The organism is Georgenia sp. G2120 (genome assembly GCF_055326485.1).
The window spans coordinates 37,320-50,408 of record NZ_JBUZNL010000018.1 but is presented as its reverse complement, the minus strand read 5'-3'; the positions used below and the strand labels follow the sequence as shown (position 1 = coordinate 50,408).

The 13,089-nt window shown below is 72.6% G+C and carries 10 protein-coding genes; 3 read left to right on the top strand and 7 right to left on the bottom strand.

Annotated elements, in window-relative coordinates; translation table 11 throughout:
• Positions 1-256 precede the first annotated feature (256 nt).
• Together ACZLMO_RS15470 and ypfJ are read left to right on the top strand one after the other, a co-directional pair.
• Positions 257-1,324: an IS110 family RNA-guided transposase gene (locus ACZLMO_RS15470; protein WP_463653755.1), complete on the top strand. Its 1,068-nt coding sequence runs from the start codon at positions 257-259 to the stop codon at positions 1,322-1,324.
• A 179-nt stretch (positions 1,325-1,503) separates the two neighbouring features.
• Complete coding sequence (gene ypfJ / locus ACZLMO_RS15465; protein ID WP_463654239.1) at positions 1,504-2,397, top strand: KPN_02809 family neutral zinc metallopeptidase; 894 nt, start codon at positions 1,504-1,506, stop codon at positions 2,395-2,397.
• 109 nt (positions 2,398-2,506) lie between these two features.
• Here the strand turns inward: ypfJ and ACZLMO_RS15460 are convergent, their stop codons facing one another.
• From ACZLMO_RS15460 to ACZLMO_RS15440, 5 genes are all read right to left on the bottom strand, one after another.
• Complete coding sequence (locus tag ACZLMO_RS15460) at positions 2,507-3,904, bottom strand: hypothetical protein (RefSeq protein WP_463654238.1); 1,398 nt, start codon at positions 3,902-3,904, stop codon at positions 2,507-2,509.
• Positions 3,905-4,144: 240 nt separating this feature from the next.
• The gene (locus ACZLMO_RS15455) at positions 4,145-5,392 is read right to left on the bottom strand and encodes a hypothetical protein (RefSeq protein WP_463654237.1); all 1,248 of its coding nucleotides are present in this window, start codon (positions 5,390-5,392) and stop codon (positions 4,145-4,147) included.
• 337 nt (positions 5,393-5,729) lie between these two features.
• On the bottom strand, positions 5,730-7,298 hold the full coding sequence (locus tag ACZLMO_RS15450) for a hypothetical protein (RefSeq protein WP_463654236.1): 1,569 nt from the start codon (positions 7,296-7,298) through the stop codon (positions 5,730-5,732).
• 329 nt (positions 7,299-7,627) lie between these two features.
• On the bottom strand, positions 7,628-8,989 hold the full coding sequence (locus ACZLMO_RS15445; RefSeq protein WP_425715726.1) for a hypothetical protein: 1,362 nt from the start codon (positions 8,987-8,989) through the stop codon (positions 7,628-7,630).
• Positions 8,990-9,152: 163 nt separating this feature from the next.
• On the bottom strand, positions 9,153-10,559 hold the full coding sequence (locus ACZLMO_RS15440) for a hypothetical protein (RefSeq protein WP_425715727.1): 1,407 nt from the start codon (positions 10,557-10,559) through the stop codon (positions 9,153-9,155).
• A 565-nt stretch (positions 10,560-11,124) separates the two neighbouring features.
• On the opposite strand from ACZLMO_RS15440, the gene ACZLMO_RS15435 reads away from it, so the two are divergent.
• Positions 11,125-12,192, top strand: coding sequence for an IS110 family RNA-guided transposase (locus ACZLMO_RS15435; RefSeq protein WP_425715765.1), 1,068 nt, complete (start codon positions 11,125-11,127; stop codon positions 12,190-12,192).
• Positions 12,193-12,226: 34 nt separating this feature from the next.
• Here ACZLMO_RS15435 and ACZLMO_RS15430 read toward each other — a convergent pair whose 3' ends face one another.
• Together ACZLMO_RS15430 and sufU are read right to left on the bottom strand one after the other, a co-directional pair.
• On the bottom strand, positions 12,227-12,622 hold the full coding sequence (locus tag ACZLMO_RS15430) for a metal-sulfur cluster assembly factor (protein ID WP_463654235.1): 396 nt from the start codon (positions 12,620-12,622) through the stop codon (positions 12,227-12,229).
• Positions 12,619-13,089 (bottom strand): Fe-S cluster assembly sulfur transfer protein SufU, encoded by a 471-nt coding sequence (sufU, locus tag ACZLMO_RS15425; RefSeq protein WP_425715728.1) that lies wholly within the window; start codon positions 13,087-13,089, stop codon positions 12,619-12,621. The genes ACZLMO_RS15430 and sufU overlap by 4 nt, the downstream gene beginning before the upstream one ends.

Here is a 13,089-nt window from a genome sequence, read left to right as displayed (position 1 = left end):
TGGTCGTTCCGCTCGTGGGTGTGACTCGGCGAACCGCAGACCCCTTGTTGGGGGTGTCTGGAGATTGATCTGTCCGCCCATGGGTGGGGTGGCCGGCACCGTCCTGGCCCATCTCGGAGACCTGATCAGAAGGTTGTCCGCCACTGGTGTGGCGTGACTCGTCACAGTGTTGTCCCGAGGTGACTCCTACCCAGAACGGCACCGGCCACCAGCGACCAGACCATCCACTCATTGGTAGGAAGGACACCAGGCCGCTATGGCTATCGTCGCGCACTCCCATCCGTTCGTCATCGGGGTCGACACCCACGCCCAGACCCATTCGTTGGCGGTGCTGGCCGCCCGCGGCGAGCTGATCGATTCTGCCCAGTTCCCGACCACGCCTGCGGGCATGGCCCGCGCGATCGCCTGGGCCGCTCGCCGCACCGGGGCCGATATGGCCGCGTTGTGGGTCATCGAGGGCGCCGCGTCCTACGGCGCGACCCTGGCCGGCGTTGTCCAGGACGCCGGCTATCAGGTCGTGGAGGCCGCGCGGATGAACCCGCGCGGGAACCGGGGCGTGGGTAAGTCCGATGCCCTGGATGCCTACCGCATCGCGGCCGCCGTCCTCCCGCTTCAGGTCAGCCGGCTGCGTCACCTCCGCGCCGCTAGTGGGGTACGGGCCGCGCTGCGGGTCCTGCTCACCGCCCGCGAGCAGATGAACAGCGAACGTACCGCGGCCACGAACGCGCTGACCGCGCTGCTGCGCGTCAGCGACCTGGGTATCGATGCGCGCCGGGCCCCGGGCAAGAAGGTGATCGCCATGATCAGCCGGTGGCGCGAGCGCGATGAGGACATCGCGACCGCGACCGCCCGCAGCGAGGCCGTCCGCCTGGCCGCCCAGATCCTGGCCCTGGACGTCGAGCTCGCCACGAACAAGAAGCGCATCACCGTTCTGGTCAAGTCCAGCCTGGCCGCGCCGCTGCTCGAGATGCATGGTGTCGGGCCGATCACCGCGGCCGTGTCACTGACCGTGTTCTCCCACCCGGGCCGGTTGCGTTCCGAGGCCGCGTTCGCGGCCCTGGCCGGGGTCAGTCCGATCCCGGCCTCCTCGGGCAACACCGTGCGACACCGCCTCAACCGCGGGGGCGACCGGCAACTGAACAGGGTCCTGCATACCGCGGTCGTGACCCGGATGAGTCACGACCCCGAGACCCGCGCCTACGTCGAACGCCGCGCCGGCGAGCACCGCACCAAGGCCGAGATCCGCCGCTGCCTCAAGCGCTACCTCGCCCGCCGCATCTTCCGCACCCTCAACAGCACCCCCGAACCCACCATGGCCGCTTGACGAAACATAGAAGGATCAATCTCGATGACGACGAACCGCATACTCGACGCACTGCTCCCCCGCAGCGCCAATGCCGGGCCGACGCCCGCCGACCTCGCTACTGTTCGCTCGGGAGTCGCGCGGCCCCGACGGGGTGGTCCCGCCGGCAGGCGCGCGGCAGCGACCAAGGAGGAGCCGGCATGACGTTCCGGGACTCGGCGAGCGGCAGCGGCGGCAGCGAGGGCGTGCGCAGGCGCGGACGTGGACGTGGCGGCGCCGCGGCCGCGGGCGGTGGCGGTCTGGCCGTCGTCGCGCTGGTCATCTACCTGCTCACGGGGCAGGACCTCGGTGGCCTCATGGGCGGCGGAGGGGGCGGCGGCGCGGCCCCGGCCGAGGAGGAGACGCTCGGCGACTGCACGGGCGCGGACGCGAACACGGACGTCGACTGCCGGATGGTGCTGACCTGGGGCTCGCTGCACGACGTCTGGGAGGTCACCCTCCCGGAGCAGGCGGACATCGAGCACCGCCGCCCCGAGTTCGTCCTGTTCCAGGACTCGGTGGGGACGGGCTGCGGGAACGCGACCTCCGCCGTCGGCCCGTTCTACTGCCCGCCCGACGAGAGCGCGTACATCGACACCGGCTTCTTCGACCAGCTCGAGACCCAGCTCGGCGCGGAGAACGCGCCGCTCGCGCAGATGTACATCCTCGCCCACGAGTACGGCCACCACGTGCAGAACGAGACCGGCGTGATGGCCACGGCGAACCGCACGGACACCGGTCCGCAGTCCGACGGCGTCCGGCTCGAGCTGCAGGCCGACTGCTACGCGGGCATGTGGGTCAACCACGCCTCGCAGGTCCCGCAGGAGGAGACCGGCGAGCCGATGCTCGTCGAGCCGACCACCGAGGAGATCCAGGACGCCCTCGACGCCGCCTCCGCCGTCGGCGACGACCGGATCCAGTCCGGCGCCGGCCAGGAGGTCAACCCGGAGACGTGGACGCACGGCTCGTCCGAGCAGCGCATGCACTGGTTCACGGTCGGGTACGAGGGCGGCACGATGCAGGACTGCGACACGTTCGCCGTCGGTCAGATCTGAGCGGGCGGCTCACCTCCCGTACCCACCCGCACGACGACGAGGGGCGCCCGCTGATCGGGCGCCCCTCGTTCGTGCTCGTGCGGCTGGTCGTGCGTCCGGTCCTCCCCCGTCACTGCCCCTGGGAGATGACGTACGAGTCCTCACCCGGGCCGCCCAGGCCGCCGTCGATGAGCAGCACCCCACCGGAGGCGTCAGCGCCCGAGGTGGGCTCGTCGAACCAACGCTCGCCCGCGCCGTCGTTGACGCTGAATCGCCACATGCCGCCGTCGGTGGCCGTGGGCTCCACCTCACCGCCGACGGTGGCTGCGGTGATCCACAGCGACTCGTCCTGGACCGCGCCGCTCACGGACGTCCCGGGCGCGTCGACGATGCCGACGAGCGTGCCGCCCTCGACGTCGAGCACCGCTGCCTGCTCGGCGCCGTTCTCGCCGTGGACGCTGACGACGGCGAGGTCCTCGTCGGCCGTGATCGCGCCGGCGACCAGGCCCTCGCCCTCGATGGTCGCGACCTGGCGGGGGTCACCGTCCCGGTCGACGTCGACCGCCTCGACGACGATCCCGACGTCGGTGGCCCGCGTGGTCAGCACGGTCGGACCGTCGAACGCCGCGGTCGAGACGCCGTGGTTCCCGGGGGACGAGTACGGCTCGGACATGACCCCGAGGTCGGTCGTCTCTCCGGAGAACGTCGCGTGGTAGAGCGCGCCGTCCTCGGCCTGCGTGACGATGCCGAAGTCCGACACGCCGACGATCGTCTCGCCAATCGGGCCGTCGGCCGTCGAGGCGACCTCGGTCGCGGCGCCGCCGTTCGGGTCGAGCTGCATGAGCCGGATGCCCTGGTCGCTGCCGGCGGTCCACACGATCGTGTCGGCGTTGCTGTCGGGGTGCGCCATCATGTCGAGCGGCTCGGCGAGGCCGATGTCGGTCTCCTCCTCGAGCGTGTACTCGACGGGCGTGGCGTTGCCGTCGTGGTCGTACTCGACCAGCGTGGCGTCGTCACCCGCCATGCTCCAGGCGTACGGCTGCCCGAGCGGACCGGCGGCGACGACCTCGTTCGTCCGCACCACCCCGTCCATCGAGCTGTCTGACGCCGGGACCGTCCGGTGGTCCTCGAGCTCGCCGAGCGGGGCCTCCGCCATGTCGAGCTCCTGGGTCCACCCCGGCTCGAGCTCCGCCCCGTCCGGTCCCACCACGGTGATCGTGGGCTCGCCGGTGGCGTCGCCCTGGTCCGCGGGCGCCTCGGCGTCGTCCTCGGGGGCGCCGTCGGTCGGTGCGCCGTCCTCCGGCGCGCCCTCCTCGGGTGCCGGCGGCTCGACGGGCTGGGTGTTCTCCCCGCCGTCGCCCGGCGCGGGTGCTGGCGCGGGCGCCTGCTCCTGCTGGCCGTCGCCGGGAGCGGTCCCGGCAGGGTCGCCGGCGCAGGCGCCGAGCGTGAGCGCCACGGCGGCGAGCAGGCCGGCCCCCGTGATCGGGCGGGCGGTGGTGCGGGTCGTCAGTCGTCGTGTCCTGGTCATGATGTCCCCCTCGTCGTCGGTCGCGGCTCGGACGAGCTGCGGCTGATCGGCCGGTCATCGTGGTGATGACCACGTTCTCGACGCTAGGGAGGACCCGGTGGTCCCCGCAGGCCCGGAACGGGGCAGGTCTGGGGGCGGGAGAACTCCCCCCGACTCTCTCCTTGGTCGGCCCTCCCACCTGCGCCGACGCACGACGACGAGGGGCACCCCTGGTCCGGGTACCCCTCGTCGGTGCGGTCCTTACTGACCCTGCGAGATCACACGCGAGCTGTCGCCGGGGCCGCCGAGGCCCTCGTCGACGAGCAGCTGCCCGCCCGAGGCGTCCGCGCCGGAGACCGGCTCGTCGAGCCACATCTCGCCATCGGCGGTCTCGGGGTCGAGCCGCCACATCGCGCCGTCGGTGGCGGTGGGCTCGACCTCGCCGCCCACGGTGGCCGCGGTCATCCACAACGAGCCGTCCTGGACGGCGCCGCTGACGGACGCGCCCTGGCCGTCGAAGACGCCGGCAACCTCGCCCGAGGCCACGTCGAGCACCACGGCCCGGTCGGCCTCCTGCTCGTCGTAGACGGTGACCACGGCGTGGCCCTCGTCGAACGTGACGTCGCCGCCGGTCAGGCCCTCGCCTTCGATCGTCGCGATCTCGGTGGGCTCGCCGCCGCTCTCGACGTCGAGCTGCTCGACGACGACGCCGCCCTCGTCCGCCCGGGTCGTGACGACGGTGCTGCCGTCGTACGCCGCGGTGCGCGCCTCGCCGATGCCCGGCAGGCTGACCTCCTCGGCGGAGGCGGCGAGCTCGGTCGTCTCGCCGTCGTAGGTCGAGTGGTGGAGCGAGCCGTCCGCGGACTCGGTGACGACGCCGCCCTCCGAGACTCCGACGATCGTCTCGCCGAGCTCGCCGTCGGCGGTCGACGCGACCTCGGTGGCCACGCCCTCCTCCGGGTCGAGCTGCATGAGGCGCGTGCCCTCGTCGTTGCCGGCCGTCCACAGGACGGTCCCGTCGTTCGGGTCCGGGTGCGCCATCATGTCGAGGGGCGCGGCCTCGCCGATGTCGGTGTCCTCGTCGAGGGTGTAGGCCACCGGCTCCGCCGCGCCGTCGTGGTCGTACTCGACGAGGGTCGCGTCGACCCCCGTGCCCGTCCACGCGTAGCTCTCGGAGCCCGCGCCGACGGTGCGGATGGCGTTCGTGCTCGGCGACCCGTCCTCGGCGGTGTCGGTCGCCGGGATCTCGTCGAACGTGTCGAGCTCGGCCTCGGCGGAGCCCTGAAGTCCGGGACCCATCGTCCAGCCCGGCTCGAGCTCCTCGCCGTCCGGGCCGACGACCGTGAGGCCGCTCGGGTTCGGCGCGTCCGGCCCGTCCTCGGCCGGAGCGGCGGTCTGGTCGGCGGTCGCGGGGCCCGCGGCGCCGAGCGTGATCGCCACGGCGGCCAGCAGGCCGGCCCCGGCGGTCGGCCGGATCGTGGTGGTGTGTGTCCGTCGCGTCGTGGTCATGGTGCTCCCTTCGCTTCGGTCGCGGCGCGCTCGATCTGCGCCACATCTGTGGGTCATCGCCTGGCATCCGTTCGATGACCACGTCTTCGACGCTACGAACCACCGGAGCGTCGATGCAGGTCCGGCAGGGGACAGTTCTGGTGGCGGGAGAACTACCCGCCGATCAGGTCGCGTCGTCGCATCGTCCCTGGTAGGGGGCTCGAGGAGGCTCGACGCGCAGAGATGACGACGCGACGATGGGGCACCGTGCACGCGAACTGCGGGCCCGGACACGACGAGGGGGCGCCCGCCGTGCGGACGCCCCCTCGTGGGTGTGGTGCGGCTGAGCCGCCCGGTGCTACTGGACCTGCTCCAGCGCGCCGGAGATGTCCGTGACGTCCATCCGGGTCGAGCCCTCCGGGTCGTCCCCGGTACCGGGGCCGGTCGAGACCATGGTGCTGCCGTTGAGCTCGACGGTCGTACCGGTCGCCGCGCTGACGGACTCGACGTCACCGGCGAAGGTGTCGTAGAGATACGTGCCCCGAGCGGTCCCGTCGTGGTCGCTGACGCCGATCGCGACGGCTCCGCCCTCGACATCCACGTTGGCCCCGCCGTCCATGACGACCTCCCGCAGTTCCTCCGAGCTGGTGTCGTAGACGTACGCGAGGTCGTTCCCGCCACTCTGCACGGTGAAAGCGATCTGGGCCTCGCCCACGGCGACTGGGTGGTCCGCGACGGCCACGTCCGTCACCTCCCCGCCGGGCAGGTCGACGTCGAGGACCACCTCGGGGTCCTCGGCGTCGGGGCGGTCACCGACCCGCATGATGCTGGTCGTACCCTCGAGGTCGATCGCCGTCCAGACCGTGTGCGCAGCTACGGAGTCGACGTTCGTCGCGGGACCGAGGTCGAGCGGCTCGATGAACATCTCCGAGTCGGCGAGCCACAGGGTCGGACCGCGGTGGTCCTCCATGGGGTACGCCATGAAGGCGACCCGGCCGTCGTGTGCGGCCAGCTCGTCGTCGTGCACCAGCTGCGTTCCCTCGACCGGCACCTCGGACGAGTCGACGAGCGTGCGGGTCTCGCCCGTGCTCGGGTCGTACTCGACGTAGCTCCAGCCCTCCTCCGCCTGGACCGAGTTCACGGGCGAGCGCGTCGACGACGCGAACGTCAGCGTGCCGTCCTCGCCAACCGCCATCGGTCCGCTGGGGTACTGCGACTCCTCGGTGTCGGCGGGCATGTCCACCTGGGTGAACTCGCCGTCAGCACCCGCGGCGATCTCCTCCTCCGACTGCTCACCGGTCGACGGGTCGAACGTGCGCTGCACGAGGGTGGCGTCGCCGGACTGCCCCTCGGGCGGGGTCTGCCACTCGTAGGTGCCGAAGGGATCGTCGGAGGGAGTGATTCCAGTGACAACCGTGTCCGGTCCGCCGGTGACGGCGGAGAAGTGCTGCTCGGGCTGCAGCGCGGGCAGCGAAGGGTCGGCGGTCTGGCTCTCCGAGACGGCGACCGGAGCGCCCTCGCCGTTCGTGAACGTGATGCCGCTCGCCGCAGCGACACCACCGTCGGTCGCGCCTCCTTCCGGCGCGGCGTCCTCGCCCTCGGCGGGTGCGGCATCCTCGCCCTCGGCGGGCGGAGCGGCGTCGCCGGACCCGGCCTCGGGTGCGGTCCCCGCGTCGGGCGCGGCACCGGCGTCCGGCGCTGCCTCGGCGCCGTCCTCGGCACCGGCGACGGGCGGACCGTCGGCCGGCACGTCCTGGCCGGCGCAGGCGCCGAGGCCGAGAACGACGGCGGCGCCGAACGGCAGGACGGCGAGTCGGGTGATGGTCGGTCGGCGGTCGGTCGATCGGATCGTGCGGCTCATGGTGTCCCCCAGTAGGTCGTTGCGCCGGTCCCGGCGCTTGTCCTCGGCCACCTTGCTGATGGCCATGACCACGACGGTAGGAACGGACCTGAGGCGTGCGCAGGCTCACCTCGGGGCAGTTCTGGGGGCGGGACAACTCCCCCGCGTCGGCTCCCGGACCTGGCCATACGCCAGGAAACGGCATCTTCGTGCGGCTCCCGCGGGGTGACGCGCGGTCTCGACACAACCGTCGAACGGGCCGGGGGGACCTCGGCCCATCGGCGCGATCTGCGCCCGGGCGGCCGGCCTGCAGGTCCGACACCCTCGGTGGTCGAGAGTGCGGGTCAGCCTCGCCCCGAGTGGTCACGAGTGCGGGTCAGTCTCGCCCCGACGCACAGACGCACAGACGGCGAGCGTCAGGAGGCGGACCACGCGAACCTGGTGTCCCCGTCCTCGCCGCTGCCGAGGGTGGAGAGGAGCGTGGTGCCGGCCGCCCGGAGCCCGGTGTGGCCGCGCCCCTCGTCGTACCCCGTGACCGCGCCGTCGGCGAGATCGATGGCGAACAGCCCGCCACCGGTCGACGCACCACCCGACTCGTCGGACGTGGCCAGGCCGGACCACAGCGCCCCGTCGACGACGACGCTGCTGACGGTGCCCGAGCCGGGGGCGACCGCACCGGTGTAGGTGCCGTCCGTCGTCGAGAGCACGACCGTGCCGAGCGGGTCGCCGGCCGCGCCGTCCACGACGTCGACGCTCGCGTGGTCCCCGCCGGCGGAGACCTGCGCCTGCGGGTCGGCGGCGTCGCTCTCGATCGTTGCCCGGGAGTCCTCGACGAGGATGCCGTCGGGCGAGCTCGAGAGGTCGACCGTCGAGACCTCGACGCCGGCGTCCGTCACCTCCGCGCTGACGAGCGTGGACCCGACGACGTCCCACCCGCCGGGCCCTGCGGTGGCTGGCAGCTCGGTGGGCGTCTCGCCGGTCAGCAGCAGGTACAGGGCGTCGGTGCCGTCCTGGACGACGACGCCCCCGTCGGAGACCCGGAGGCCGCTGGGCTCCTCGATGTCGCCGTCCACCGACGACACGAGCTCGACCGCCGCCCCCGCGTCGGGACCGAGGCTCATCACGCGCCACCCCTCGGAGGAGGTGGCGAGCCAGGCGATCGTGCCGTCGTCGCCCACGTCGGTCAGATGCGCCTCGGCGACGCCGATGTCCGTGTCGTCCTCCAGCGTGTACGGGATCTCCTCGATCGTCCCGTCCTCGTCCTCCCGCACCATCGTGTGGTCCGCGTCCTCGTCCGTGCCGGTGACGTGCCAGGCGACGACGCCGCCGTCGGGTGCGGGGGCGACGTCGGTGCGCCGGGTGTCGTCGTCGACCTCGGACGGCAGCTCCCGGCCGGCGCCGGGCAGCTCGGTGGCGGTGCTCGACCCGAGGCCTGCGACCCACCCCGGGGAGAGCTCCGTGCCCTCCATGTCCGTGACCGTGAGGGGGTCCCAGTCCGGCGGGGCGGACGCGCCGTCGGACGGTGTGTCGATGTTCGCGTCGGCGCTGCCGCTCTCGGCCGGCGCCTCGGCCTCCGCGCTCGGCGCACCGGTCGCCTCGTCCGGCGGCGCGACGGCCTCCGGCTCGGGCTCGGCGTCGGCCGAGTCGTCCGAGGACCCGCACGCCCCGAGCAGGAGGGCAGGGGCCAGGACGAGGGCGAGGGCCGCGGGGCGGCGGGTCGCACGCGCCCGCAGGGACACATCGGTGGTCGTGGTCGTCGTGCGCACGTCGCTCCTCATGGATGGTCCTCCGCCGGTGCCGTGCACAGTGTCGCCCGTCCGGCGCCCCCCGCGCACACCGTGGGCGGGGACGAGGCCCCGGACCGACGACGACGGCTGGCATCCGGACGACAGGACGTCGCCCCCGGACTCTGCGCCGGCAGGAGGTGTTCCTGACCGGGCGTCACCCCACCGGCTCGACCCAGACGAGCGCGGGTCGGGGGTGGACCGGGATCACCTCGTTGGCCACGACGGCGAGGCCGCTGGACTCCAGGCTGTTCGCGGGGAAGTCGGACCGGGCGAGCGGTGTCCCGCCGGCCAGGTCCACGGAGTAGATGCCGGAGGCGGCGGACTCCTCGTCGTCGCCGGCCGCGACCCACAGGTCCTCGCCGGCGACCACACCGCCACCGAGCGGGGAGTCGGCGATCACGCCGCCCACGAACCGGCCGTCGTCCAGGGACAGCACCAGAAGCCCGGAGGAGGAATTGTCGACGGGCGCCCCCGAGACGTCCTCGACCATGAGCACGACATGGTCCTGGGCGACGACGAGGGACATGACAGCCACCGTGTCGGGAAGGTCGAGAGTCGCGATCATGCGCGGCTCGGCGGAGGGGTCGGTGACGTCGAGCGCCGTTACTGCGAGGCCGTCCGTCCCTCCGTCCTGGACCGCGACCACGTGGCCCGATCCGGCGTCCCACGCGCCGGCTGTCGAGAGCTCGAACGGCAGCTCGCTCGGGGTCTCGCCGGGGCGGACGACGTGGCCCCCGACCTCGGGGTCGTAGTCGGCGAGGACGAGCACCCCGTCGGTCAGCCAGATCCGGGTGGCCTCGATCCCCGTGCCCTCGGAGGCGACGAGCTCGGTGGCCGTCTCCGCCCCCGGGTCGAGGGACATCACGCGCCAGGCCCCGGAGTCGTCGGTCGCGCGCGCGAGCCACGCGATCGAGCCGGGCCCACCCGCGGCGTCATCGACCACCGTCTGCTCGGGGTCCGCCACCCCGATGTCGGTCTCCCCGTCGAGCTCGTAGACCAGGTGCTCGGTGCTGCCGTCCGGGAGGTGCCGGAACAGGTTCCACGTGCCCGGGCCGCCGGCCCCCTCGTCCCAGCCGACCACGGTGCCGTCGGGCGCGAGGGCCCGCGAGGCCGGTGCCTCACCCGACCGTCCGCCCGGGACGAGCTCCCAGGCCCCGGGCAGCGGCTCGTCCGCGGCCGCGGCGAGCGGAGCCACCCAGCCCGGCGTCTGCTCGGCGCCGTCCACGTCCAGCACCCGCACCTCGTGCACGTCGCCCCGCACCACGTCGGCCGAGGACCCGTCCGTCGGACCCTCGGAGGCGGAAGCGACCGCGTTTGTGGGTGCCTCGGGCGCCGCGCTCGCCGACCCGGTGGCCGCCTCGTCCTCCGCAGCCGTGGCCGACTCGCTCGGACCCGCCGTGGGCCACGCGGTCGTCCCCGCTCCGTCCCCGTCCTGGTCGTCGGCACCGCCGCAGGCCCCGAGCAGGAGGACAGCGCCGAGGCCGGCCGCCGCCGCTCGCCGGGCACCGCGCGTCCCGCACGCCTCTCGTGCCACGTCGTCGGTGGCCGTCGTCCTGCGCACGTCGCTCCTCGTCGAGATTCGTCAGGTGTCCGCGCATTCTCACCCGGTCCGGGTCGCCGCACACACGATGGAGCGGGGACCCGGACCCTCGGATACCACCCCTCGGGAACGACGACGGGCCGGCACCCGTTCGGGTACCGGCCCGTGCCGCACTCTCGGTGAGTGCCCACCACGATCTCGGTGCGGCTCAACCGCAGTTTCGGCGTGCACCAACCGCAATCTCGGCGTGCACCAACCGCAATCTCGGTGGGCACCAACCGCTGTGAGTGTGGGGGTGGCTGGTCTGGGACTGGCTGGCAGGGTGGTGGTTGGTCGTTCCGCTCGTGGGTGTGACTCGGCGAACCGCAGACCCCTTGTTGGGGGTGTCTGGAGATTGATCTGTCCGCCCATGGGTGGGGTGGCCGGCACCGTCCTGGCCCATCTCGGAGACCTGATCAGAAGGTTGTCCGCCACTGGTGTGGCGTGACTCGTCACAGTGTTGTCCCGAGGTGACTCCTACCCAGAACGGCACCGGCCACCAGCGGCCGGACCATTCACTCATTGGTAGGAAGGACATCAGGCCGCTATGGCTATCGTCGCGCACTCCCATCCGTTCGTCATCGGGGTCGATACCCACGCTCAGACCCATTCGTTGGCGGTGCTGGCCGCCCGCGGCGAGCTGATCGATTCTGCCCAGTTCCCGACCACGCCTGCGGGTATGGCCCGCGCGATCGCCTGGGCCGCTCGCCGTACCGGGGCCGATATGGCCGCGTTGTGGGTCATCGAGGGCGCCGCGTCCTACGGCGCGACCCTGGCCGGCGTTGTCCAGGACGCCGGCTATCAGGTCGTGGAGGCCGCGCGGATGAACCCGCGCGGGAACCGGGGCGTGGGTAAGTCCGATGCCCTGGATGCCTACCGCATCGCGGCCGCCGTCCTCCCGCTTCAGGTCAGCCGGCTGCGTCACCTCCGCGCCGCTAGTGGGGTCCGGGCCGCGCTGCGGGTCCTGCTCACCGCCCGCGAGCAGATGAACAGTGAGCGTACCGCGGCCACGAACGCGTTGACCGCGCTGCTGCGCGTCAGCGACCTGGGTATCGATGCGCGCCGGGCCCCGGGCAAGAAGGTGATCGCCATGATCAGCCGGTGGCGCGAGCGCGATGAGGACATCGCCACCGCGACCGCCCGCAGCGAGGCCGTCCGCCTGGCCGCCCAGATCCTGGCGTTGGACGTCGAGCTCGCCACGAACAAGAAGCGCATCACCGTTCTGGTCAAGTCCAGCCTGGCCGCGCCGCTGCTCGAGATGCATGGTGTCGGGCCGATCACCGCGGCCGTGTCACTGACCGTGTTCTCCCACCCGGGCCGGTTGCGTTCCGAGGCCGCGTTCGCGGCCCTGGCCGGGGTCAGCCCGATCCCGGCCTCCTCGGGCAACACCGTGCGACACCGCCTCAACCGCGGGGGCGACCGGCAACTCAACCGCGTCCTGCATACCGCGGTCGTGACCCGGATGAGTCACGACCCCGAGACCCGCGCCTACGTCGAACGCCGCGCCGGCGAGCACCGCACCAAGGCCGAGATCCGCCGCTGCCTCAAGCGCTACCTCGCCCGCCGCATCTACCGCACCCTCAACAGCACCCCCGAACCCACCATGGCCGCTTGACGAAACATAGAAGGATCAATCTCGACGAGAGGGGTCAGACGTTGAAGCCGAGCGCGCGCAGCTGCTCGCGCCCCTCGCCCGTGATCTTGTCCGGGCCCCACGGCGGCAGCCACACCCAGTTGATGCGGTGCTCGGTGACGAGCCCCTCGAGGGCCATCGCGGCCTGGTCCTCGATGACGTCGGTCAGCGGGCAGGCCGCGGACGTCAGGGTCATGTCGATGCTCGCGTGGTTGGACTGGTCCACGGTGATGCCGTAGACGAGGCCGAGGTCGACCACGTTGATGCCGAGCTCGGGGTCGATGACGTCGCGCATCGCCTCCTCGACGTCGGCCGCGAGGGTCGCGGTCGGGCCCGCCGGTGCGGGCGCGGCCATCTCGCCGGTGTAGGTCTGCGCCTCCGGGGTGCCCGGGGCGTCGGTCGTCTCGCTCATGCGTCCTCCTGGGTCAGTGCCTGGGCGAGCGCGTCCCGCAGGGCCATCCAGCCGAGCAGGGCGCACTTGATGCGTGCGTGGAACTTGGCCACCCCGACGAACGCGGTTGCGTCGCCGAGCCGGTCGGATCGTTCGTCGTCGAGGTCCTCGCCCCGGTTGTGCATGAGCTCCCGGAACGTCTCGTGCAGCTCGTCCGCGGTCCGGACGTCCTTCCCCGTGACGAGGTCGGTGAGCACCGAGATCGAGGCCTGCGAGATGGAGCAGCCGTGGCCGTCCCACCCGATCTCCTCAACGACCGGGGCGCCGTCGGTGTTCCCGAGCCGCACGCGCATCGTCACCTGGTCGCCGCAGGTCGGGTTGACCTGGAACGACTCCCCGTCGAAGGGGTCGATGAGCCCGGCGCCGTGGCGCTCGCGCGAGTGGTCGAGGATGACCTGCTGGTAGAGCTGCTCCATCGGTGACGGCAT

What these genes read in the sequence shown, in the direction of transcription:
- ACZLMO_RS15470 (WP_463653755.1), top strand. Translation starts at nt 257, where the DNA reads ATGGCTATCGTCGCGCACTCCCATCCGTTCGTCATCGGGGTCGACACC.
- ACZLMO_RS15460 (WP_463654238.1), bottom strand. Translation starts at nt 3,904, where the DNA reads ATGACCAGGACACGACGACTGACGACCCGCACCACCGCCCGCCCGATC.
- ACZLMO_RS15450 (WP_463654236.1), bottom strand. Translation starts at nt 7,298, where the DNA reads ATGGCCATCAGCAAGGTGGCCGAGGACAAGCGCCGGGACCGGCGCAAC.
- ACZLMO_RS15435 (WP_425715765.1), top strand. Translation starts at nt 11,125, where the DNA reads ATGGCTATCGTCGCGCACTCCCATCCGTTCGTCATCGGGGTCGATACC.
- sufU (WP_425715728.1), bottom strand. Translation starts at nt 13,089, where the DNA reads ATGCCGTCACCGATGGAGCAGCTCTACCAGCAGGTCATCCTCGACCAC.
- ACZLMO_RS15445 (WP_425715726.1), bottom strand. Translation starts at nt 8,989, where the DNA reads ATGAGGAGCGACGTGCGCACGACGACCACGACCACCGATGTGTCCCTG.
- ACZLMO_RS15430 (WP_463654235.1), bottom strand. Translation starts at nt 12,622, where the DNA reads ATGAGCGAGACGACCGACGCCCCGGGCACCCCGGAGGCGCAGACCTAC.
- ACZLMO_RS15455 (WP_463654237.1), bottom strand. Translation starts at nt 5,392, where the DNA reads ATGACCACGACGCGACGGACACACACCACCACGATCCGGCCGACCGCC.
- ypfJ (WP_463654239.1), top strand. Translation starts at nt 1,504, where the DNA reads ATGACGTTCCGGGACTCGGCGAGCGGCAGCGGCGGCAGCGAGGGCGTG.